We start from the raw sequence: 22345 nt of genomic DNA on the forward strand, positions 1-22345 counted from the left end.
GAAGAAGACACCGCGGTGGATGGCACGGGCTTCGCCCGTGTTCGCGGGCAAGCCCGCTCCCACAGGGATCGCGCCAGCTTTTAGAAATTGAGCAAGACAGTTGCTCCCACAAGGACCGCGTAATCCGGGCGATCGGCGAGAAACCTGTGGGAGCGGCCTTGTGTCGCGATGGGCCGCGCAGCGGCCCCGGCAATCTCAGAGTTCAGCCGCCAATCGCGACCCTTGGTTAATCGCCCGCTTGGCATCCAGCTCGGCCGCCACATCGGCCCCGCCGATCAGGTGCACCGACTGCCCTGCCGCCACCAACCCGTCCTGCAGCTCGCGCAGCGGCTCCTGCCCGGCACAGATCACCACGTTATCCACCGCCAGCACCTGTGGCTCACCCTCACCCACGCGAATATGCAGCCCAGCGTCGTCGATGCCCAGGTACTCGACACTGTTCAGCATCTGCACCCGCTTGTTCTTCAACCCGGTGCGGTGAATCCAGCCGGTGGTCTTGCCCAGACCGTCACCCACCTTGGATTTCTTGCGCTGCAGCAGGAACACCTGACGCGCCGGGGCATGCGGCTCGGCCGTGATCCCGGCCACACCACCGCGCGCCTCAAGATGGGTATCGATGCCCCACTCCTTCCAGAACGCCTCACGGTCCTGGCTGCTCGCCACACCCTGATGCACCAGGTACTCGGACACATCAAAACCGATGCCACCCGCGCCAATCACCGCCACCGCCTTACCCACCGGCTTGCGCTCCAGCAGCACATCCAGGTAGCTGAGCACCTTGGCGTGCTCCACGCCAGGAATGGCCGGCGTACGCGGCGCGATGCCGGTGGCCAGGATGATTTCGTCGTAGCCACCGTCCACCAGCGCCTGCACGTCGACCCGGGTATTCAGCCGCAGGTCAACGCCCGTACTTTCCACCTTCTTGCGGAAGTAGCGCAGGGTTTCAAAGAACTCTTCCTTGCCTGGCACGCGCTTGGCCACGTTGAACTGCCCGCCGATCTCGCTGGCGCCGTCGAACAGGGTTACCTCGTGGCCCCGCTCGGCCGCCACAGTGGCCGCCGCCAGGCCGGCCGGGCCGGCACCGACCACGGCAATGCGCTTCACCGCACGAACCGGCAGGTAGTTGAGCTCGGTTTCATGGCAGGCACGCGGGTTGACCAGGCAGCTGGTCAGCTTGCCGCCGAAGGTGTGGTCCAGGCAGGCCTGGTTGCAGCCGATGCAGGTGTTGATTTCGTCGCTGCGCCCGGCAGCCGCCTTGTTGACGAAGTCCGGGTCGGCCAGGAACGGCCGGGCCATCGAGACCATGTCGGCATCGCCCTCGGCCAGCACCGCCTCGGCCACTTCCGGGGTGTTGATGCGGTTGGTGGTGATCAGCGGAATGTTCACCACGCCACGCAGCTTGGCGGTGACCTTGCTGAATGCCGCGCGCGGTACCTTGGTGGCAATGGTCGGGATACGCGCTTCGTGCCAGCCGATGCCGGTGTTGATCAGGGTGGCGCCGGCCTGCTCGATGGCCTTGGCCAGCAGCTCGATTTCGTCCCAGCTGCTGCCGCCCTCGACCAGGTCGAGCATCGACAGGCGGAAGATGATGATGAAGTTCGGCCCTACCGCGCCGCGCACCCGGCTGACGATTTGCACCGCCAGGCGCATGCGGTTTTCATAGCTGCCGCCCCAGCGGTCGGTACGGTGGTTGGTGTGGGCGACGAGGAACTGGTTGATGAAGTAGCCTTCCGAACCCATGACCTCGACGCCGTCGTAACCGGCGCGTTGGGCCAGCACCGCGCAATTGACGAAGTCGGCGATCTGCTTCTCGATACCCGCCTCGTCCAGCTCCTTGGGTTTGAACGGGTTGATCGGCGCCTGGATCGCGCTAGGTGCCACCTGCCGTGGACTGTAGGCATAGCGCCCGGCATGCAGGATCTGCAGGCAGATCTTGCCACCGGCAGCGTGCACTGCCTCGGTGACGATGCGGTGCTTGTCGGCCTCTTCCTCGGTGCTGAGCTTGGCCGCACCGGAATACACCCCGCCTTCATCGTTGGGCGCAATGCCGCCGGTGACCATCAGGCCAACACCACCACGGGCACGCTCGGCAAAGTACGCGGCCATGCGCTCGAAGCCGCCAGGGCGCTCTTCGAGGCCGGTGTGCATCGAGCCCATCAGGGTGCGGTTGCGCAAGGTGGTGAAGCCCAGGTCCAGCGGGGCAAGCAGGTGCGGGTAGCGGTCGGCGGCCATGGAAAGGTCCCCATTTGGCGTGATCACGGAATGCGGGTGCCTCACCGGCCGGCGGGCCCCGTCGTTTGTCTGCCTGTGACATTAAACAGCCGTTTGAATGGGCTCAATGATCGAAAATTACATTTTAATGATCGTATCGAGCAGTAGGCGGCGCTATTTTTGTAATGGCACGTCAAAATGTGTCAGCATATGTATTGATAAATATAATCATTTGTAAATAATTCGCATCCGATAACAAATAACATCTGGATGCTGCTTTCATGGTCAAACCTCGCCTCACTCGGCTGTCTCCCTTGTCGCTGCACCTGTGCCTCGGCGTCGCCGCTGCGATACCCACCGGTGTACTACGCGCCGAATCGCTAGACCTGACGACACAGGAGGCTGCCAAGGAAGGCGGCAAGCAACCCCCACCTGCGCTGGAGCTTTCTGCTACCAATATCGAAAGCCAGTGGCTGGGCGCCACTACCGAGAACACCGGCAGTTACGCCCCTGGCACCACCACCATGGGGGGCAAAGGGCCGCAAAAACTGCGCGAGATCCCCCAGTCGGTGACCGTGATCACCGACCAGCGCCTGCAGGACCAGCAATTGCGCAACATGGACCAGGTGATGAACCAGATGACCGGGGTCACCCGCAAGGAAGCCTGGGCCAAGAACACCTATGTATCGCGAGGCTTCGAAATCAACGATGTGCGCTACGAAGGCGGCGCGACCTCGAGCATGCTCGACAGCAGCCGTTACGAGGACCTTGCACAGTTCGACAGCGTTGGCCTGCTGCGCGGTGCCGACGGCTTGTACGGTGCAGGTGAACCGGGCGGGGTCATCAACTTCAGCTACAAGCGCCCCCTGGCACAACCGCAGGTCAAGACCCTGACCTCGGCCGGCAGTTGGGACAATTACCGCGGCGAATTCGACGTGACCGGGCCACTGGCGATGGACGGGCGCCTGCGCGGGCGCTACGTGGGCGTACTGGAAGACAAACACAACTTCGTCGACTACGACCACAAGAAACGCAACCTCAATTACGTTTCTTTCGAGCTCGATGCCAGCGACGACACCCTGCTGTTCTTTGGTGCCAGCCACCAGCGCGACGACCTCAATGGCGTGCGCAACACCTTGGGCCGCTTCTCCGACGGCAGCGACCTGGGCCTGTCGCGCAGCACCAACCTGACCACGCCGTGGAGCTGGAACGATATCGAGAACACCACGGTGTTCGCGCGGCTGGACCAGCAACTGAGCGATAACTGGAAAGCCGTGGCCAATGTGCGCCACAACATCAACCGTAACGCGCAGAACGTGGTCGAACTGGAAAACCCCATCGACCCAACCACCGGTACCGGCGGCGCGTGGTGGAACAACCAGCACGACTTCCGCACCACCAACACCACCCTGGACCTCAACCTGCAAGGCTCGTTCGATGCTTTCGGCCATGCCCACGACCTTACCGTCGGCGTGGATGGCAGCAAGCTCAAGAGCCGTGGCGGCAGCTACTGGAACTACCTGTACGACGACCTGATCTTCTCACCGACCCTGCCAGGGCGCTTCCCCACGGCGGAAAACTTCCCGGACACCAGTACCGACGTACGCAAGGCGGGCGCTTATACCTCGCTGCGCATCCGCCCGGTGGATGACCTGTCGCTGATCATCGGCGGCCGCTACACCTTGATGGAGGACACCGAATACGTCGGTGCCAATGGCCAGAAGCTGAACTCCATCGATGAAGACCGCCAGTTCGTGCCGTACTACGGCATCGTCTACGACCTCAGCGAAACCACCAGCCTGTATGCCAGCCACGCCGAGATCTACAAGTCGCAGGCGACCCTGCTGCAAGGCCCGCCACCGGGCAGCAAAGCCCTGGAGCCATTGACCGGCACCAACTATGAAGTCGGCATCAAGAGCGAGCTGGCCGACGGCCGGCTGCTGGCCAGCTTTGCCCTGTACCGCATCGAGAAAAAGGGCGAGGGGCAGATCGACCCCAACTATCCGCGTCAGTGGGGCTCCGTCACGTCCTGTTGCTATGTCGGCAACGGCTATCAGCTGAGCCAGGGCTTCGAGGTCGAACTGAACGGTGAAGTGTTGCCGGGGCTGCAGGTGGCGCTGGGCTATACCTACAACGCCAACGAAAACAAACGCCAAGGTGATGCCCGCTTCAGCACCCACACACCACGCCACTTGTTCAAACTGTGGACCGACTACCGCTTCCAGCGCCTACCGGCACTGAGCCTTGGTGCCGGGGTGATCGCCCAGAGCGAACACAGCGAATCGGGCACCGTCGTGCCACTGGGCGGCAGCGAGTCGCTGGATTACTCGTTCGTGGAAAGCGGCTATGCCATCTATTCGGCGCGTGCCGCCTATGACCTGGACCAGCACTGGACACTGGCATTGAACGCCAACAACCTGTTCGACAAGACGTACTACAGCACGGTGTCGTCCACCGGTTATGGCAACCTATACGGTGAACCGCGCAGCTTCCTGGTAAGCCTGAGCGGCAAGTTCTAAGTCGCCAGCCGGGGCTGCCACGCAGCCCCGGTATCGCCAAATCGCACAAATCACCTTCCGCTCGGCGCCAGTTTGCTCGTACCCTTGTCGCAGTTCCAACTGAATAGACACGGTTCAATGCGAAAACTGCTTACTGGCGCCCTGGCGCTGGTCTTTCTTGCGGCCCTTTGCGGCTACGCCTTCTGGACCCAGCAGCGCCCGGAAGGCCATTACCTGTCCGACCTGCGCATCGAACTGGCGCTGAACCACGGCGTGCCCGGCGAGCATGGCAACCTGCTCGGCGTCGAGCCGCTGCTGTACCCGGGCGACTACCAGAACCTGCAACGCCTGCACCGCAAGCTTGCAGCCTACCTGGAGCAGGCCCGCGCCCAAGGGCTGGTGAGCCCGCGCACGGTGGTGGTACTGCCTGAGCACATTGGCACCTGGCTGTGGGCGCGCGGTGAAAAGAACGAGCTGTACCAGGTCACCCAGAGCAGCGAGGCCCTGCAGTGGCTGGAGCTGAGCAACCCGCTGCGCTATGGCCTGGCCATGCTCGGTGCCGATGGCGACGACTGGCGCACCGACGCGCACCTGCGCATGAAGGCCGATCAGATGGCCACTGACTACCAGCAGCTGTTCGGTGGCCTGGCCAAGGAGTTTGGCGTCACCCTGGTGGCCGGCTCTATCGTGCTGCCCGAGCCCTACGTAAAGCAGGGTGTGCTGCATGCCGGCCGCGGCCCGCTGTTCAACAGCAGCGTGGTGTTTGCCGGCGACGGTTCGCTGCTCGGCCAGCCCCAGCGCCAGCAGTTCCCCGACAGCGAAATGCGCCGCTATGTCCACGATGGCCGCCAGCAGCCGTTGCAAGTCGTGCAAACCCCCGCTGGGCGCCTGGGCGTGCTGGTGGGCAGTGACAGCTGGTACCCGGAAAACCACCAACAACTGGCACAACAAGCGGTACAACTGGTTGCCAATCCTGTGTTCCTCAGCGGCAAAGGCAGTTGGCAAGCACCATGGCGCGGCAATCGCCATCAAAACGCTAGCGCCGGGCTGGCCTTGCAGCGCGGTGAAGTCAGCGAGCAGGCCGCCTGGCAGCGCCTGACCGAGGCAGTCGGGGCCAGTGTCAGCAGCATGAGCGTGTTCATGCGCGGGCAGTTTTGGGAACAGGCCAGCGACGGCCAGGGCTTTGCTCGCCAGGGCGGCGATTTGCTGGTGGGTACCCCCAGCCCTGGCGCCCGCCTGCTGAACCTGTGGCTATAAGCCCATGGCCCGCCCCCGCGTGCGCCTGGGCGACCTTTCGGTTGGCTTTGTCCAGCCGCTGACCGAGGCCCTGCGCGAACTGGGCCACGACCCCGAGCCATTGCTGCGCCGCTATGGCCTGGATGCGGCACGCCTGGGTGAAGCCGGCGCACGTTTGTCGATCCCCCGCTATATGCACTTGGGCCATGCGGCCATCGAACTGTGCGGTGAGGCCGCGCTTGGCCTGCACATGGGGCGCCTGAGCCGCCTGGCACACGCCGGCCTGGCCGGGGTCACAGCCGCCCAGGCGCCTACCCTGGGCGACGCAGCGCGCACCTTGCTGCGCTTCGAGCCGCTGTATGCGGCCAACTACCGTGGCCATTCCAGCTTTCAGGAGGATGCCCAAGGCGCCTGGCTACGCTTCTACTCCATCAGCCCCTACAACGCCTACAACCGATTCGTGGTCGATTCGCTGCTTGCCGGCTGGCTGGCGCAACTGGCCGACCTGGCCGGCACGCCGGTGCAGGCCGAACGCCTGGAAATCGAATTTGCCGCACCCGCCTATGCCGCGCGCTACCAAGCGCTGTGCAGCTCGCCCGTGCAGTTCGCTGCCGACGGTAACCAGCTGCGCCTGAGCCGTGCCACGCTGCAGCTTGCCAACCCAGGGCATTGCCCAAGTACCTGGCAGCATTTGCTACAGTTGTGCGAGGCAGAAATGCTGCAGCGTACGCGGGTACGCAGCCTGGGCGAGCGCATTACCCACTTGCTGGGCCCGCTGCTCAATGGCGGCCGTGAGCCGGACCTGGAAGAAGTGGCGCAGCACCTGCAGCTACCCACCTGGACCTTGCGCCGCAAACTGGCCGAGGAAGGCACGGGTTTTCGCGATTTGCTCAATGAAACACGGCGCGACCTGGCCGAGACCTACATCCGTGACACGGAGCTGGCCTTTGGCGAGATTGCTTATCTGTTGGGGTTTGCCTCGGCCGAGGCCTTCCAGCGCGCATTCAAGCGCTGGGCGGGCCTTACGCCAGGGGAGTTCCGCCGTAGCCAGCGGCGGGCGGGCTAAAGCTCGGTGGCGTCGTCGGCCGGCTCTGGGGTGTCCAGTTCGTAAGCCTGGGATTCGAGTAGTTCTTCCTGGTATTCATCCATAGCCCTGCGTCCTCTTTCTCATTTTGTCTTCGTAGATGTCGCCTTCAAGCTAAGCAGGTGGCATGAAGGATTGATGACAAGCTTATGAGTGGTAAACGTAGCAGGTGTACAGGAAGTTATCGCGGGGCGTCTGTAACAGGGGATGTGTGCTGCCTGCCCCGGCCTCGTCGCGGCGGGTGGGCGCCTTGATGACCCGCCGCGAAGAGGCCGGCACAAGCAACCCATCAAAGAGAGGGTGAAGCGGCCTCGGCCGGCTGCGCATCTTGCTGCACCTGAATCGGCGCTGCCTCCACCGGTGGCGCCACCGGCTGCGAGCCTTGGCTGTCATCCACCACCGGCGCCGCTGCCGCTTCACTGGCCGGGGCAACGGTAGCAGGCGCAGCTTCAGCCACAGGTGCAGGCGCCGGTGCCACCGGGTTCGCCGCCGCCTGCTCTGGCAACCCAAGGTCAACCGCCGGTTTTTCAACCTTGGGCGCCTCGACCTTGGCTTTGCTCACTTTCTTCGGCTTGGGCTTCGGCAGGTAGCTTTCTACCAGGGCGAAATAGCGGTCATAGAACTGCGTGGCCGTCACTGTCTCGCTAGCCACCTTGACCATCGAGTCGTCGCTGGAGCCGATCGGCATCGATACTGACCCCAGCACCCCCACGCCCAGGCTGGCGGAGGTGTTGGACTTTTTCAGTGCATAGCGGTCCTGCAGGGCGTTGGCGAACATGGTCGAGCGCTGGTCATCACTCACATCCGGCGCGCAGGTGACGTTGAAGCTGATCTGCAGGTGGTTCTCGCTGTTCTGCTGGAAGCTCTTGTTGCCCATCACCTGGTTGGCACCGCTGCTGGTGATGATGTAGCCCTGGCTGAGCAAGGCACGCCGGGCGGCCTCGCAAGAGCCGGCATCACTTACCGGAAAGCTGCGCGAGAAGGTGCCCGAGTCATCGAAGTTCTCGTGCTCGTAGATGGCGGCCTTCTTTGAGGAACAACCGGTCACGCCCGCCAGCACCAGGGCCAGCCCGAGCGCACCAAAGACGGAAGATCTGGTCATTGCGAATTCCGGGGATGTCGAGAGAGTGCCTATTGTGCAACACAGCAGGCCGGCACTGGAACCGCTGGTCGGTGAAGAGTCTGTCAGGTTGGTGTAAATCTGGGTAAAGGCAGGACGTTTCCAGGCCTGGAAACGAAAAAAGCGACCCTAAGGTCGCTTTCTCGTGGCTTCAAGGCGTTCAAGGGGCCTTGAGGCGAAGATGGCGCAGCGGACGGGACTCGAACCCGCGACCCCCGGCGTGACAGGCCGGTATTCTAACCGACTGAACTACCGCTGCGTATCATTCAGGCTTTCGCCCGATTGAAACCTGGGTCTACCCTTGCGGCGCGATGGCCTCAGGGCAGGCACAAAAAAAGCGATAACGTGATCGCTTCTCTTGTGTTTGCTTCAAGGTGTTCTAGGGGCCTTGAAACGAAGATGGCGCAGCGGACGGGACTCGAACCCGCGACCCCCGGCGTGACAGGCCGGTATTCTAACCGACTGAACTACCGCTGCGTATCGTTCAGGCTTGTGCCTGATTGAAACTGGGATCAGCCCAAGGCATTTGCCTTGTGACTTCAGACCGGTGCCAGGCACCCATCTGTTACTGAAAAATGGCGCAGCGGACGGGACTCGAACCCGCGACCCCCGGCGTGACAGGCCGGTATTCTAACCGACTGAACTACCGCTGCGCATTGCGTTCCTCTCTGGCTATCGGCTTCTTGCGAAACCTAAAGCGGCAGGAACATCTCAGGAAGTGGTGGGTGATGACGGGATCGAACCGCCGACCCTCTGCTTGTAAGGCAGATGCTCTCCCGGCTGAGCTAATCACCCTCGCGATGTTGCTTGTTGCGTTTGCTTCGCTGAGGCCGCGAAATTTACGCAGGTGGCGAAGCTAAGTCAATAGCCCCATTGAATTTTTTTCAAAAAAGACAAATCGGGTTTGGGCATATGGCCCTATCGCCGGCAAGGCAAAAACAAAAAAGGGACCTTACGACCCCTTCCCTGTGCATCAACCAGCTCAGGTGTAGATCATCTTGCGGGTCATGCCGCCATCGACCACAAACTCCTGGCCGGTGACGAACGCTGCCTGGCGCGACAGCAACCAGGCCACCATCGCCGCAACATCTTCCACGGTGCCTACCCTGCCCGTCGGGTGCTGGGCATGGTCGGCTTCGGTCAACGGCTCGGCACGGCGCTGCGACGGGTCACGGGCATCGATCCAACCCGGGCTCACCGCATTCACGCGGATCTCCGGGGCCAGGCTCATGGCCAGGGCATGGGTCAAGGCCACCAGGCCGCCCTTGCTCGCCGCGTAGGCCTCGGTGTCGGGCTCGGACTGCCGCGCCCGGGTAGAGGTCAGGTTGACGATCGCCCCATTGTGCGCGCGCAGGTACGGCGCACAATGCTTGGCCAGCAACATCGGCCCATTGAGGTTGACCGCCAGCACCCGGTTCCACTGCGCCAGGCTCAGGCTTTCCAGCGTCTGGTTGTGCGGGTTGGCGATGGCCGCGTTGCACACCAGCGCGTCCAGCCGGCCAAACTGCCCCAGTACTTCGGACACGCCGGCACTGACCTGGGCCTCGTCGGCAACGTCCATGGTGATGAACCAGGCATTGTCGCCCAAGGCTTTCGCCGCTTTGGCGCCGCGCTGGCGGTCGAGGTCGCTGAGCACCACCTGCCAGCCTTCACAGATCAGCCAGGCGGCAATACCCAGGCCGATGCCGCGGGCGGCACCGGTCACCAGGGCTACCCGGCCATTGTGGCCTGGCACACTGCCGCCAATTTCGATCACAGTGCCGCCAGCCCGCGCGCCAGGTCGGCCTGCAGGTCGGCCACGTCTTCCAGGCCCACGGCTACGCGGATCAGGCTGTCGCGGATACCTGCAGCTTCACGTTCCTGCGGCGACAGGCGGCCGTGGGAGGTGGTGGCCGGGTGGGCGATGGTGGTCTTGCTGTCACCCAGGTTGGTGGTGATGGAAATCACCCGGGTGGCGTCGATGAAGCGCCAGGCACCCTCTTTGCCGCCCTTGACCTCGAAGCTGACCACCGCACCAAAGCCACTCATCTGGCGCTTGGCCAGTTCGTGCTGCGGGTGGCTCGGCAGGCCGGCGTAATGCACCTTCTCAATACCGTCCTGCTGCTCCAGCCACTCGGCCAGGGCCTGGGCGCTTTCGCAGTGCGCACGCATACGCAGGCGCAGGGTTTCCAGGCCCTTGGTGAAGATCCAGGCATTGAACGGGCTGAGGGTCGGGCCTGCGGTACGCAGGAAGCCCACCACTTCTTTCATCTGCTCGGCACGGCCGGCAACCACGCCGCCCATGCAACGGCCCTGGCCGTCGATAAACTTGGTGGCCGAGTGGAACACGATGTCGGCACCCAGCTTCAGCGGCTGCTGCAGCGCCGGCGTGCTGAAGCAGTTGTCCACCACCAGCATGGCACCGCGGGCATGGGCAATTTCGCTGAGCGCAGTGATGTCGACCAGTTCGGCCAGCGGGTTGGACGGCGATTCGACGATCAGCAGCTTGGTGTTGGCCTTGATGGCCTTTTCCCAGCCAGTGAGGTCGACCAGCGGCACGTAGTCCACCTGCACGCCAAAGCGCTTGAAGTACTTCTCGAACAGGCTGATGGTCGAGCCAAACACGCTCTGCGATACCAGCACGTGGTCACCGGCGCTGCACAGCGACATGACCACAGCCAGGATTGCCGCCATGCCAGTGGAGGTACCCACGGCCTGCTCGGCGCCTTCCATGGCCGCCAGGCGCTCCTCGAAGGCACGCACCGACGGGTTGGTGTAGCGCGAGTAGACGTTGCCCGGCGTTTCGCCGGCAAAGCGCGCGGCCGCGTCGGCAGCCGTGCGGAACACATAGCTGGAGGTCAGGAACAGCGCTTCGCTGTGCTCGCCCTCTGGTGTACGGTTTTGACCGGCGCGCACCGCCAGGGTGTCGAAACCGACACCCTCGAGGTCGCTGTCCAGTCGCCCGGCATCCCATTGATCCGTCATGCCGTCGCTCCCTGAATCAGTTGTTGTAGAGGTCGATGATCGCGCTGACCGCCTGGTTCTTGACCTTGGCCAGGTCATTACGGGCCTGCTCGATGCGCTCGAGGTAGGCTTCGTCGATGTCGCCGGTGACGTACTCACCGTTGAACACCGCGCAATCGAAGTGGTCGATCTTGATCTTGCCGCCACCGACCGATTCGATCAGGTCAGGCAGGTCCTGGTAGACCAGCCAGTCGGCGCCAATCAACTCGGCCACTTGTTCAGTGGTACGGTTGTGGGCGATCAGTTCGTGAACACTCGGCATGTCGATGCCGTAGACGTTGGGGTAGCGTACCGCAGGGGCTGCGGAGCAGAAGTAGACGTTCTTGGCGCCAGCTTCGCGGGCCATCTGGATGATCTGCTTGCAGGTGGTGCCGCGCACGATCGAGTCGTCCACCAGCATCACGTTCTTGCCGCGGAACTCCAGCTCGATGGCGTTGAGCTTCTGGCGCACCGATTTCTTGCGCGCGGCCTGGCCGGGCATGATGAAGGTACGGCCGATGTAACGGTTCTTGACGAAGCCTTCGCGGAACTTCACGCCCAGGCGGTTGGCCAGCTCCAGCGCGGCGGTGCGGCTGGTGTCCGGGATCGGGATGACCACGTCGATATCATGCTCAGGGCGCTCACGCATGATCTTGTCGGCGAGTTTCTCACCCATGCGCAGACGGGCCTTGTACACCGAGATACCGTCGATGATCGAGTCCGGGCGGGCCAGGTAGACGTGCTCGAAGATGCACGGCTGCAGCTTTGGCGCCTCGGCGCACTGCTTGGTGAACAGCTGACCTTCTTCGGTGATGTACACCGCCTCGCCCGGCGCCAGGTCGCGGATCAGGGTGAAGCCGAGCACGTCGAGGGCCACGCTTTCCGAGGCAATCATGTACTCAACGCCTTCGTCGGTGTGGCGCTGGCCGAACACCACCGGGCGGATGCCATGCGGGTCACGGAAGCCGACGATGCCGTAACCGGTAACCATCGCCACCACGGCGTAACCACCAACACAACGGCTGTGCACGTGGGAAACGGCAGCGAACACGTCCTCTTCGGTTGGCTGCAGCTTGCCGCGTACCGCCAGCTCATGGGCGAACACGTTCAGCAGCACTTCCGAGTCGGAGTTGGTGTTGACGTGGCGCAGGTCGGACTCGTAGATCTCCTTGGCCAGCTGCTCGACGTTGGTCAGGTTGCCGTTGTGCGCCAGGGTGATGCCGTACGGCGAGTTGACGTAGAACGGCTGGGCCTCGGCCGAGGTCGAGCTGCCCGCAGTCGGGTAGCGCACGTGGCCGATACCCATGTGGCCTACCAGGCGCTGCATGTGGCGCTGCTGGAACACGTCGCGCACCAGGCCATTATCCTTGCGCAGGAACAACCGGCCGTCATGGCTGGTCACGATACCGGCAGCGTCCTGGCCGCGGTGCTGGAGGACCGTAAGCGCGTCATACAGCGCCTGATTGACGTTCGACTTACCGACGATACCGACGATGCCACACATGCGACGCAACCCCTACTTTGACGAAACTTGATTGAAGAGTGCTCAGGGCTTAGCCGGCCCGAGCAACTGTTCCTTGAACGGAAGATCAGCGGGAGCGCTGATCAGCCCACTGGGCGTCCATTGGCCGGTGAAACCCAGGATCAGGTTTTTCGACCAGTCGGCGACCAGGAGAAACTGTGGTATCAGGCGTGATTCCTGCCACCAGGTGTCTTGTTGAACCGGCCCCAGGCTGATCAGCCCGATGGCCACCACCACCAGCAAGGCCCCGCGCGCGGCACCAAAGGCCATGCCCAGGAAACGATCGGTGCCGGACAACCCGGTCACGCGGATCAACTCGCCGATGAGGAAGTTGATCATGGCCCCCACCAGCAAGGTGGCGACGAAAAGAATGGCGCAGCCGGCGATGACGCGCATCGACGGTGTCTGGATGTAGCTTTCAAGATACACCGACAGCGAACCGCCGAACATCCAGGCAACCGCACCGGCAATGATCCAGATGAGCAAGGACAAGGCTTCCTTGACGAAGCCGCGCTTGAGACTGATCAGTGTGGAGACGGCGATGATCGCGATGATCGCCCAATCAACCAAGGTAAATGCCACGGTGCTGCCTGCAGACGTTTGAGGCGGCGCATTTTACCAGAGCGGCGGGCTGGGAGTAAGCGGAATGTCAGCTGGATTGGTGCTGGGCCATTCGCGGGTAAACCTGCTTCCACAAGGACCGCGCTACCGCAAGGGAAACGCTTGACCTGTGGGAGCGGGTTTACCCGCGAATGGGCGGCAAAGCCGCCCTGGGGATATCAGCTGCGCTCGGGCTGGAAGCGCACTACAAAGCCCTTGAGGCTGTTCTGACGGTTGATCGCGTCACGCACGCGCTCGGCCTCGGCGCGCTCGATCAATGGCCCCACGTACACCCGGTTCATGCCGCCCGCCGAGCGGATGTAGGCGTTGTAACCCTGGCTACGCAGGGTTTGCTGGAGCTTTTCGGCACCGGCACGGTTGGACAGGCTGGCCAACTGGATCGACCAACTGACCGGCAGGCCGTTGACGTCGATTTTCGATTGCGCTGCCGGCTTGGCTGCCGCTGCAGCCGGCGCTGGCGTTGCAGCCGGCGCTGGCGCTGGCGTTGCAGCCGGCTTGGGCTCGACCTTGGCCGCGGGCGGCTGCGGCTTGGCCGGCTGCACCTGCACCTGCGCCTGGGTCTGCGGCGACGGGGTGATCGGCTGGCTTGGCGTGCTTGGCGGCGCAGTGGCCTCGTCGACCACCACCGGTGCCTGCTGTGGTTCTTCCGCAATAACCTGCGGCTCCGGCACGGCAACCGGATCAACCTTCACTTCCGGCAAGCTGGGCATGGCCGGCGCCTGCGGGGCTTCGACGTGCACCTGGCGCATCTCGTCCTCGCGGGTGAACAGCATCGGCAGGAAAATCACCGCCAGCGCCACCAGCACCAACGCACCCACCATGCGCTGTTTCATCCCTTTATCCAGCACTGCCATCTACTCCAGCCTCCCAGGCCTGCCGCTCCAGCCATTCCAGCGCCTGGGCGACACAGAAAAACGAACCGAACAGCAGAATCTGGTCATCCGCCGCCGCCTGCGCGCACTGCCCCTCAAGGGCAGCATCGACGCTGGCATAAGATTTCACCGCAGCACCGAGGTTCGTCAAGGCCGCAGCCAACTCCGCAGCCGGGCGGCTGCGCGGCGTGTGCAGCGGCGCCACGGCCCAATCGTCGACCAGGCCCTGCAGCGGCGCGACAACACCGTCCAGGTCCTTGTCGGCGAGCAGGCCGAATACCGCCAGGCGGCGCCCCTTGAGCGGCCGGGCCGCCAGACGCCGGGCCAGGTACTGCGCCGCATGCGGGTTGTGCCCGACATCCAGCAGCAGCTCCACCGGCCTACCCTGCCAGCTCAGCAGGCGGCGGTCGAGACGCCCGGTGATACGGGTATCCAGCAGCGCCTGGCGAATCTGCCCGGCATCCCACGGCAAGCCCGTCAGCAGGTAGGCCTGCAAGGCCACTGTGGCGTTCTCCATGGGCAGGTCCAGCAGCGGCAAGTCACGCAGCTCTACCTGCGCGCCATCGGCTGCAGTGCCGCGCCAGCTCCAGCTGCCATCGGCGCTGGCCAGGTCGAAGTCACGCCCGCGCAGGAACAATGGCGCGGCCAGCTCGGCAGCCTTGTCCAGCAACGGTTGTGGCGGGTCGAGGTCACCGCACAGGGCCGGCTTGCCCTGGCGGAAGATGCCGGCCTTCTCGAAGGCCACCCGTTCGCGGGTGTCGCCCAGGTAATCGACATGGTCGACGCCGATGCTGGTCACCAGGGCCAGGTCGGCATCCACCACGTTCACGGTGTCCAGGCGGCCACCAAGGCCCACTTCCAGCACCACGGCATCCAGCTGCGACTGGTAGAACAACCAGAACGCCGCCAGCGTGCCCATCTCGAAGTAGGTCAGGGAAATATCGCCCCGCGCCGCCTCGACGGCGGCGAAGGCTTCGCACAGGCGCTCGTCACTGGCCTCTTGGCCATCGATCAGCACCCGCTCGTTGTAACGCAACAGGTGCGGCGAGCTGTACACGCCGACCTTGAGCCCCTGGGCACGCAGCAACGAGGCCACGAAGGCGCAGGTCGAACCCTTGCCGTTGGTGCCGGTCACCGTCACCACGCGTGGTGCCAGCTTGCCCAACGCCAGCCGGGCAAGCACCTTCTGCGAACGCTCCAGACCCATGTCGATGGCCGAAGGGTGCAACTGCTCGAGGTAGGCGAGCCACTCGCCCAGGGTTCGTTGTTTCATCACGCGACGGCAGCCGCCTCACGCGCTTGCTCCGGGGTTTCCTGGCCGGTCATCTGCGCCAGCAGGCGGGCCAGACGCGGGCGCAGATCGCCACGGGAGATAATCAGGTCGATGGCACCGTGTTCCAGCAGGAACTCGCTGCGCTGGAAGCCTTCTGGCAGCTTCTCGCGTACGGTCTGCTCGATCACGCGCGGGCCGGCGAAGCCGATCAGCGCCTTTGGCTCACCGACGATCACGTCACCGAGCATGGCCAGGCTGGCGGAAACACCACCGTAGACCGGGTCAGTCAGCACCGAGATGAACGGGATGCCTTCTTCGCGCAAGCGTGCCAGCACGGCCGAGGTCTTGGCCATCTGCATCAGCGAGATCAGCGCTTCCTGCATGCGCGCACCGCCCGAGGCGGAGAAGCACACCATCGGGCAGCGGTGTTCCAGGGCGTAGTTGGCCGCGCGCACGAAACGCTCACCAACGATGGCACCCATGGAGCCGCCCATGAACGAAAACTCGAAGGCGCTGACCACGATCGGCATACCCATCAGGGTGCCGCTCATGGAGATCAGGGCGTCCTTTTCGCCGGTCTGCTTTTGCGCACCGGCCAGGCGGTCCTTGTACTTCTTGCCGTCACGGAACTTCAGGCGGTCGACCGGCTCCAGCTCGGCACCCAGTTCGGCACGGCCTTCGGCGTCGAGGAAGATGTCGATACGCGCACGTGCGCCGATGCGCATGTGGTGGTTGCACTTGGGGCAGACATCCAGGGTCTTTTCCAGCTCCGGACGATACAGCACGGCCTCGCAGGCCGGGCACTTGTGCCACAGGCCTTCAGGCACCGAGCTCTTCTTCACCTCGGAACGCATGATCGAAGGGATCAGTTTGTCGACTAACCAGTTGCTCATGCTTTCTTTCTCCAGTATTGGCAGGCGGGGGCCGGTGTCGCCGACCCTGCCCTGCCCTTGAGCTCAAAATCTTTTATGAAACGATGATGGACCGGCCGCCGGGGCTTCCAGCGTGCCACTCCACCGCTAATGTGTTGTTCTGCCGCCACATGTGCAGGCGGCTGCCCCGCAGGGCTGCGAAAGCTATGGACGATGGCGCGCAGCCAGCCGTCACATCTGCCATCACGCCTGTTTCACCGCTCGCATGAACCCCTCGATCTTCGCTGCGTCCTTGATGCCCTTGGCCTGTTCGACGCCACCGCTGACATCCACCGCATAAGGCCGTACCTGGGCAATGGCCTGGCCGACGTTATCGGCCGACAACCCACCCGCCAGGATGATCGGCTTGCTCAGGTGCGCCGGTACCAATGACCAGTCGAATGCCTCACCGGTTCCCCCGGGCACGCCCGCCACGTAGGTGTCCAGCAGAATGCCGCGGGCACCGGCGTAAAGCTGGCAGGAGGCCTCCAGGTCGTCGCCCGGGCGCACGCGCAGGGCCTTGATCCATGGGCGGTGATAGCCTTCACAGTCTTGCGGGGTTTCGTCGCCGTGGAACTGTAGCAGGTCCAGCGGAACCACTTCGAGGATCTCGTTCAGCTCGCAACGCGAGGCGTTGACGAACAGCCCGACCGTGGTCACGAACGGCGGCAGCTCGGCAATGATCGCCCGCGCCTGGCGCACGTCCACGGCCCGCGGGCTCTTGGCATAGAAGACGAAGCCGATGGCATCGGCACCCGCTTCGGCAGCGACCAGTGCGTCTTCGATGCGGGTAATCCCGCAGATCTTGCTGCGAACATTGCTCATGGACAGCGAACCCTGGTTGTTACAGTGAAAGGCCGGATGTTAGCAAATGACATTTCGCCCGTCAGTCTGCCAACGCCTCGTAGCCGGTCAAAAAGTGTGGGCCGATGTAACGCTTGGGCAGCGCAAACTCCTCGGGGTACTCCACCTGCACCAGGTAAAGCCCATATGGGTGTGCGGTAACCCCGCCGGCACTACGATTGCGCCCTTCCAGCACTTCACGCGCCCAGGTAACAGGCCGCTCGCCAGCACCGATGGTCATCAATACACCGGCAATGTTACGCACCATATGGTGCAGGAAGGCGGTGGCGCGCACGTCCAGCACGATCATCTGGCCGTGGCGGGTAACGCGCAGGTGGTAGATGTGCTTGATCGGCGACTTGGCCTGGCACTGGCTGGCGCGGAAGGCGCTGAAGTCGTGGGTACCGAGCAGGAACTGCGCGGCTTCGGCCATGCGCTCGACATCCAGTGGGCGGTGGTTCCAGGTCACTTCCTCGGCCAGGTGTGCCGGGCGGATCGGGTCGTTGTAGATGACGTAGCGGTAGCGCCGCGCGCAGGCCTTGAAGCGGGCATGGAAGTCGGCCGGCATAGGCCGCGACCAGACCACGCTGATGTCATGGGGCAGGTTGAAGTTGGTGCCCATGGTCCAGGCGCGCTCGTCGCGCACGGCGCGGGTATCGAAGTGCACGATCTGCCCGCAGCCGTGCACGCCGGCATCGGTGCGGCCGGCGCAGATTACCGAAATTGGCTCGTTGGCGACGGTGGACAGCGCTTTTTCCAGAGCCTGCTGGACACTGGGCACACCGCTGGCCTGGCGCTGCCAGCCGCGGTAGCGCGCGCCCTTGTATTCCACGCCCAGGGCGATGCGGGAGTAGCCTTCGGCCGCTGACTCGGCGGCGGCAGTGTCGATGATGTCCAAGAGCATGAAACCTGTGGGGTGTACGGAATGGCGGGGATTATAACGACAACAGCAGCCGTGCAGGGCTGTGGGAGCGGCCTTGCGTCGCGATAGGGCCGCATAGCGGCCCTGGCGATATCGGCTGTGAAGCTGAGATTCTGGGGCCGCTCTGCGGCCCTATCGCGACATAAGGCCGCTCCCACAGGGTATTGCGTTGCCTGCAGTGATTCAGACCAGCCGGGAGAGCATGTCTTCGGCTTCCTGGCGCTGACTTTCGTCGCCGTCCTTGACCACTTCATCGAGGATGTCGCGCGCACCCTGGTTATCGCCCATGTCGATATAGGCGCGGGCCAGGTCAAGCTTGGTGGCTACTTCGTCGCTACCGGAGAAGAAGTCAAAGTCCAGGTCGTCCAGTGGCTCGGGCTCCGGCTGCGCAAGTGCATCTTCGCTGGTGAAGTGCGGCTCCAGCGACGGCGACTCGAGGCTCTGCGACAGTTTGTCCAGCTCGGCGTTGACGTCGTCCAGCTCCGAGGCAAAGCTCTTGGCCGCTGGCGAATCGTCTTCCAGGGACAGCGACAGGTCGAAGTCCGAGGGCAGGTCGAACTCGGAGACCGGGTCGAACTCTGGCACGCTGTCGAAGGCGGCCAGTTCGGCAGCGACATCCACCGGGGCCTCCTCGACCGCAGCCGGGGCGGCTGGCGCAACCGGCTCACCGACGTCGAGGTCGAAATCGGACAGATCCACAGCAGGCTGTGGCTCGGCCTGGGCCAGCATGGCCTCGAAGTCGGCGTCAGCAGCGTCCTGCAGCTCGGCATCCAGGGCAAACGGTTGTTCTTCTGGCTGAGCCTCTTCCTGCACGGGCTGGTCCAGCACAGGCTCGCCCAATGCAGGTTCGTCCAGTACAGGCGCTTGTGCCCCCAGCTCATCCAGCAGCGGGGCGTCCAGCGGGTCATTTGCGGGCAGGTCTTCACCCAGGCTCAGGTCGAAGGCGCTGTCCAAGTCCTGCATATCCAGGCCCGGCTCATCGAGTACCGGCAAGTCAGCGAAAGCATCGAGCTCAGCCTCAGGCGTAACCTCTGCCTCCGGCTCCGCTTGCGCAACGACCTCTGGAGCAACCTCCAGCTCCGGCTCGTACGCCGACACCTCCTCGGGCACTGCATCGGCAACCACGGGCGTTTCAGGCTGATCCTGCAACAGCCCCTGCACGTACTGCTCATCCATCTCGGCAGCCAGCGCCGCTGCACCCAGCCCGGCAACTGCCAGGCCGAGCATGGCCGGGTAGCGCTCTTTCAGCCCGGCAACCTCTGCTGTGTTCTGCTCGGTGGCCGGCAGGTTGCGCTCCTGTTCGACGAACGCACTTTGGTCACCCTGGCGGGCATACACGTCCATCAGCTTCAGGCGCAGGTCGTCACGCTGTGGCTCGGCGGCCACAGCGGGCTCAAGCAGGCTGGCGGCATGGTTCAGGCGGCCTTCGGCCACGCTCTGGTCAACTTCCGCCAGCAGCGCGGCGTACGGGTCTGCCTGCGGCGCGGGCTCCGGCTCCGGTTCAGTGACAGGCACGGCCGGTTTCTCGGCAGCCGTGGCAGCGGCAGCCGACGCCGCGACCACGGCCGGCGACAAGGTCACGCTGGGTGCCGAGACATCGATGCCATCGAGGCTTTCGCTATCGCTGTCAAAGCCCGTGCCCTGCTCTTCTTCCAGCGCCCGCGCCATGCGCAGGTGCTTTTCAGCCTCTTGCTGGGCTTTGCGCTTGCGTGCCAGCAGCAACAGCAGAAGCAGCAGCACGAGGAATGCACTACCGGCAATCAGCCCCAGCAGCAGCGGGTTGCCCATGATTCCATCGACCGCGCTGTGTGCCTGTTCGGCAGGCACGGCTTTGGTGGCGGGTACCGGCTTGGGCGCGGTATCGACGGCAGCCGGTGCCGGCTTGACCACCGACTGGGCGTTGGCCGCAGGTTGCTCCGGGGTAGCAGCCGCTGCCGGCTCGGCAGCACCCTGGGCCTCAAGGCGGGCCAACTGGTTATTCTTCAGCTCGATCAGACGCTGCAGCTTGTCCAGCTGGCTCTGCAGGTCGCTCATGCGGCTCTTGAGCTCATCGTTGTCGCGGCGGCTGGTATCCAGGCTTTCCTGGGCCACAGCCAGCTTGTCGTTGAGCGCCTTGGCCTGGCTGGCACCGGCCTGGTTGCCCGGGCTGACCAGGCGCAGGTTGTCGCCCTGGGCGATACGCGCAGGCGCCGCCTCGGCGGCGCCGCGACGGGTGGCGTCCAACTGGCGGGCACGCGGCCCCAGACGGCGGCCTTCGCGCCAGGCGGCATACTGCTCGGCCACTTCACTGGTCGCCTCGCCCTGGGGAATGTTCTGGATCTGCTGCTGGTCGGGCAGGCGCAGCACCTGGCCAACCTTCAGCTGGTTGATATTGTTGCCAATGAAGGCGTCCGGGTTCAGCGCCTGGATCGCGATCATGGTCTGCTGGATCGAGCCACCCTGGGTATTACGCGCGGCAATCTGCCACAACGTGTCACGGCGCTGGGTGGTGTAGTTGCTGGCACCCGTCACCGCCGGCGCGACATTGCCCGGCGCTGGCTGGTCGCCCTGGGCCTTGGCCTGGTCGAGCAGTACGCTGTAGTCGCGCAGCAGGCGGCCCTGTGGCCACATTACCTGGACCAGGAACTTGACCACCGGCCCGGGTAGCGGCTGGCTGGAAGTAACCCGCAGCACGCTCTTGCCGTTGGGGTTGATCACTGGCGTGAAGGTAAGGTCTTCAAGGTAAGTCGGCAGCGCCACCCCGGCCTTGCTGAACTCTTCCGGCGGCGCAAGGCTTGGCGCCACTTCGGCGGCGGTGAGGTCGCGCACGTCGAGCAGCTCGATCTCGGCGTCAAGCGGCTGATTCTGCGCCGACTTGAGGGTCAGCTCCCCCAGGCCCAGGGCATTCGCCATGCCCGACGACAGCGCCGACGCTGCAGCCATGGCCAGAACCAGTTTGCGAATTCGAAGCATGACCTCTTCCCTTGTATGAATCGTCCCGAAACCTGCATGCGGAGCAGGACAAAAGTGCTCGCCAGTATCTTTTACGGCATGTGTTTTATCAACAATTGCGCCACTTGCACGGCATTTAGCGCAGCGCCTTTGCGCACGTTGTCGGTGGTAAGCCAGAGGTTGAGCTGCTGGTCTTCATCAACTCCGTGGCGTACACGACCAACATAGACCACGTCTTGGCCCACTGCGTCACCGACCGGGGTCGGATAATCGTCACGCTCCACCAGTTCGACGCTGTCGGCCGCCTCAAGGGCCTGGTTGACCGCTGCCAGGTCGACCGGGCGCCGGCTTTGCACGGCCACACTGAAGCTATCGCCGAAAAACACCGGGACTTGAACGCAGCTCACGGAAATCTTCAGCTCAGGCAGGCCCAGCAGCACGCGCAGTTCACTGACCAGGCGGCGCTCCAGCGTGGTGTGGCCCTGGTCGTCGACGGCACCGACCTGGGCCAGCATATTGAAAGCCACCTGGCGGTCGAAGAAGCGCGGCTCCAGCGGCCGGGCATTAAGCAGCTCGGCGGTTTGCCGGGCCAGCTCATTGACCGCTTCACGGCCCTGCGCAGACACCGCCAGCGAGGCCATCACCTGTACCCGTTCGATGTCCAGCAGGCCCTTGAGCGGCGCCAGTGCGACGGCCAGGGCAACGGCGGCCGAGCACGGGCTGACAATACGCGCAGGCAGCGCCAGGTCGGCCAGGCGCTCGGCGTTGGCTTCGGGCACCAGGGCCAGCGCCTCATCCAGGCCGCCGGACAGGTCGATGACCGTGCAGCCCGCCTGCAGCGCCTTGCTGGCAAAGCTGCGGCTGACTGCGGCGCCTGTGGCGAAGAAGGCCAGTTTGACCTGGGTGAAGTCGAAGCTGTCCACTTCGCGCACCTTGAGCTTCTTGCCGGCGAACATCACGCTGCTGCCCGCCGATTCCATGCTGGCCAGCAGGTGCAGGGTGGCGACCGGGAAATCCAGCTCTTCAAGGATCTGCACCAAGGCTTCACCGACGCTGCCGGTGGCGCCGACGACGGCGATGTCCAATGGGTGTGTCATGGGAGGGATCCTTTTGCTGAAAACGGCGGGGGCGGCACTTTACTCGGATTGTAGAGTTTTGTCTGTGATGGCCCAAACCTCGCCGCTCTCTTGCTCTTGATCTTGATCTTGATCTTGATCTTGATCTTCGCGACTTCAGGAGGCCGAGCGAAGGGCTTGCGGAGGGAGGTGACGGGCATGGATGCCCGTCAAGCGCTGAGGCCCCATGGATGGGGCCTGCAG

At 64.0% G+C, this 22345-nt stretch carries 17 protein-coding genes and 4 tRNA genes; 3 read left to right on the plus strand and 18 right to left on the minus strand.

From position 1 onward, the window contains the following. Positions 1–195: 195 nt before the first annotated feature. The gene (locus ABE456_RS24015) at positions 196–2232 is read right to left on the minus strand and encodes an NADPH-dependent 2,4-dienoyl-CoA reductase (RefSeq protein WP_346646152.1); all 2037 of its coding nucleotides are present in this window, start codon (positions 2230–2232) and stop codon (positions 196–198) included. Positions 2233–2492: 260 nt separating this feature from the next. Here ABE456_RS24015 and ABE456_RS24020 point away from each other — a divergent pair, with 260 nt between their 5' ends. The 3 genes from ABE456_RS24020 to ABE456_RS24030 all read left to right on the plus strand — a co-directional run bounded on the left by ABE456_RS24020 (position 2493) and on the right by ABE456_RS24030 (position 7011). Then, the gene (locus tag ABE456_RS24020) at positions 2493–4730 is read left to right on the plus strand and encodes a TonB-dependent siderophore receptor (protein ID WP_346646153.1); all 2238 of its coding nucleotides are present in this window, start codon (positions 2493–2495) and stop codon (positions 4728–4730) included. Positions 4731–4847: 117 nt separating this feature from the next. Beyond that, complete coding sequence (locus ABE456_RS24025) at positions 4848–5966, plus strand: nitrilase-related carbon-nitrogen hydrolase (RefSeq protein ID WP_346646154.1); 1119 nt, start codon at positions 4848–4850, stop codon at positions 5964–5966. A 4-nt stretch (positions 5967–5970) separates the two neighbouring features. Next, a complete protein-coding gene (locus tag ABE456_RS24030; RefSeq protein WP_346646155.1) occupies positions 5971–7011 on the plus strand; it encodes an AraC family transcriptional regulator in 1041 nt (346 codons plus the stop codon). 307 nt (positions 7012–7318) lie between these two features. On the opposite strand, the gene ABE456_RS24035 is transcribed toward ABE456_RS24030, so the two are convergent. From ABE456_RS24035 to ABE456_RS24115, 17 genes are all read right to left on the minus strand, one after another. After that, positions 7319–8131: a DUF2242 domain-containing protein gene (locus ABE456_RS24035; protein ID WP_346646156.1), complete on the minus strand. Its 813-nt coding sequence runs from the start codon at positions 8129–8131 to the stop codon at positions 7319–7321. A 200-nt stretch (positions 8132–8331) separates the two neighbouring features. Continuing rightward, positions 8332–8408: transfer RNA gene (locus tag ABE456_RS24040), tRNA-Asp, on the minus strand. A gap of 141 nt (positions 8409–8549) precedes the next feature. Further along, a tRNA-Asp gene (locus ABE456_RS24045) sits at positions 8550–8626 on the minus strand. Between the two features lie 99 nt (positions 8627–8725). Beyond that, positions 8726–8802: transfer RNA gene (locus ABE456_RS24050), tRNA-Asp, on the minus strand. Positions 8803–8868: 66 nt separating this feature from the next. Beyond that, a tRNA-Val gene (locus tag ABE456_RS24055) sits at positions 8869–8944 on the minus strand. A gap of 187 nt (positions 8945–9131) precedes the next feature. Continuing rightward, a complete protein-coding gene (locus ABE456_RS24060; RefSeq protein WP_346646157.1) occupies positions 9132–9905 on the minus strand; it encodes an SDR family oxidoreductase in 774 nt (257 codons plus the stop codon). Next, positions 9902–11113, minus strand: coding sequence for an O-succinylhomoserine sulfhydrylase (locus tag ABE456_RS24065; protein ID WP_346646158.1), 1212 nt, complete (start codon positions 11111–11113; stop codon positions 9902–9904). Before ABE456_RS24065 ends, ABE456_RS24060 begins: the two co-directional genes overlap by 4 nt. A gap of 16 nt (positions 11114–11129) precedes the next feature. Continuing rightward, a complete protein-coding gene (purF, locus tag ABE456_RS24070; protein WP_346646159.1) occupies positions 11130–12635 on the minus strand; it encodes an amidophosphoribosyltransferase in 1506 nt (501 codons plus the stop codon). Between the two features lie 42 nt (positions 12636–12677). Continuing rightward, a complete protein-coding gene (locus ABE456_RS24075) occupies positions 12678–13235 on the minus strand; it encodes a CvpA family protein (protein ID WP_346646160.1) in 558 nt (185 codons plus the stop codon). 197 nt (positions 13236–13432) lie between these two features. Beyond that, the gene (locus ABE456_RS24080; RefSeq protein ID WP_346646161.1) at positions 13433–14128 is read right to left on the minus strand and encodes an SPOR domain-containing protein; all 696 of its coding nucleotides are present in this window, start codon (positions 14126–14128) and stop codon (positions 13433–13435) included. After that, positions 14112–15419: a bifunctional tetrahydrofolate synthase/dihydrofolate synthase gene (gene folC, locus ABE456_RS24085; RefSeq protein WP_346646162.1), complete on the minus strand. Its 1308-nt coding sequence runs from the start codon at positions 15417–15419 to the stop codon at positions 14112–14114. Before folC ends, ABE456_RS24080 begins: the two co-directional genes overlap by 17 nt. Then, the gene (gene accD, locus ABE456_RS24090) at positions 15419–16312 is read right to left on the minus strand and encodes an acetyl-CoA carboxylase, carboxyltransferase subunit beta (RefSeq protein WP_346646163.1); all 894 of its coding nucleotides are present in this window, start codon (positions 16310–16312) and stop codon (positions 15419–15421) included. The genes folC and accD overlap by 1 nt, the downstream gene beginning before the upstream one ends. Before the next feature lie 222 nt (positions 16313–16534). Next, positions 16535–17155, minus strand: coding sequence for a phosphoribosylanthranilate isomerase (locus ABE456_RS24095; protein WP_346646164.1), 621 nt, complete (start codon positions 17153–17155; stop codon positions 16535–16537). A gap of 61 nt (positions 17156–17216) precedes the next feature. Beyond that, complete coding sequence (gene truA / locus ABE456_RS24100; RefSeq protein WP_346646165.1) at positions 17217–18077, minus strand: tRNA pseudouridine(38-40) synthase TruA; 861 nt, start codon at positions 18075–18077, stop codon at positions 17217–17219. A gap of 201 nt (positions 18078–18278) precedes the next feature. Next, complete coding sequence (locus tag ABE456_RS24105; protein ID WP_346646166.1) at positions 18279–21047, minus strand: FimV/HubP family polar landmark protein; 2769 nt, start codon at positions 21045–21047, stop codon at positions 18279–18281. A gap of 71 nt (positions 21048–21118) precedes the next feature. Continuing rightward, complete coding sequence (locus tag ABE456_RS24110) at positions 21119–22123, minus strand: aspartate-semialdehyde dehydrogenase (RefSeq protein ID WP_346646167.1); 1005 nt, start codon at positions 22121–22123, stop codon at positions 21119–21121. Continuing rightward, on the minus strand, positions 22120–22302 hold the full coding sequence (locus ABE456_RS24115; RefSeq protein WP_346646168.1) for a hypothetical protein: 183 nt from the start codon (positions 22300–22302) through the stop codon (positions 22120–22122). Before ABE456_RS24115 ends, ABE456_RS24110 begins: the two co-directional genes overlap by 4 nt. Positions 22303–22345: the final 43 nt, after the last annotated feature.

Origin of the sequence: Pseudomonas sp. TWI929 (assembly GCF_039673335.1) — a bacterium.
Classification (GTDB): Bacteria; Pseudomonadota; Gammaproteobacteria; order Pseudomonadales; family Pseudomonadaceae; genus Aquipseudomonas.

What these genes read in the sequence shown, in the direction of transcription:
- ABE456_RS24065 (WP_346646158.1), bottom strand. Translation starts at nt 11,113, where the DNA reads ATGACGGATCAATGGGATGCCGGGCGACTGGACAGCGACCTCGAGGGT.
- ABE456_RS24080 (WP_346646161.1), bottom strand. Translation starts at nt 14,128, where the DNA reads ATGGCAGTGCTGGATAAAGGGATGAAACAGCGCATGGTGGGTGCGTTG.
- ABE456_RS24095 (WP_346646164.1), bottom strand. Translation starts at nt 17,155, where the DNA reads ATGAGCAATGTTCGCAGCAAGATCTGCGGGATTACCCGCATCGAAGAC.
- purF (WP_346646159.1), bottom strand. Translation starts at nt 12,635, where the DNA reads ATGTGTGGCATCGTCGGTATCGTCGGTAAGTCGAACGTCAATCAGGCG.
- accD (WP_346646163.1), bottom strand. Translation starts at nt 16,312, where the DNA reads ATGAGCAACTGGTTAGTCGACAAACTGATCCCTTCGATCATGCGTTCC.
- ABE456_RS24105 (WP_346646166.1), bottom strand. Translation starts at nt 21,047, where the DNA reads ATGCTTCGAATTCGCAAACTGGTTCTGGCCATGGCTGCAGCGTCGGCG.
- ABE456_RS24035 (WP_346646156.1), bottom strand. Translation starts at nt 8,131, where the DNA reads ATGACCAGATCTTCCGTCTTTGGTGCGCTCGGGCTGGCCCTGGTGCTG.
- ABE456_RS24110 (WP_346646167.1), bottom strand. Translation starts at nt 22,123, where the DNA reads ATGACACACCCATTGGACATCGCCGTCGTCGGCGCCACCGGCAGCGTC.
- folC (WP_346646162.1), bottom strand. Translation starts at nt 15,419, where the DNA reads ATGAAACAACGAACCCTGGGCGAGTGGCTCGCCTACCTCGAGCAGTTG.
- ABE456_RS24115 (WP_346646168.1), bottom strand. Translation starts at nt 22,302, where the DNA reads ATGCCCGTCACCTCCCTCCGCAAGCCCTTCGCTCGGCCTCCTGAAGTC.
- ABE456_RS24015 (WP_346646152.1), bottom strand. Translation starts at nt 2,232, where the DNA reads ATGGCCGCCGACCGCTACCCGCACCTGCTTGCCCCGCTGGACCTGGGC.
- ABE456_RS24020 (WP_346646153.1), top strand. Translation starts at nt 2,493, where the DNA reads ATGGTCAAACCTCGCCTCACTCGGCTGTCTCCCTTGTCGCTGCACCTG.
- ABE456_RS24025 (WP_346646154.1), top strand. Translation starts at nt 4,848, where the DNA reads ATGCGAAAACTGCTTACTGGCGCCCTGGCGCTGGTCTTTCTTGCGGCC.
- truA (WP_346646165.1), bottom strand. Translation starts at nt 18,077, where the DNA reads ATGCTCTTGGACATCATCGACACTGCCGCCGCCGAGTCAGCGGCCGAA.
- ABE456_RS24030 (WP_346646155.1), top strand. Translation starts at nt 5,971, where the DNA reads ATGGCCCGCCCCCGCGTGCGCCTGGGCGACCTTTCGGTTGGCTTTGTC.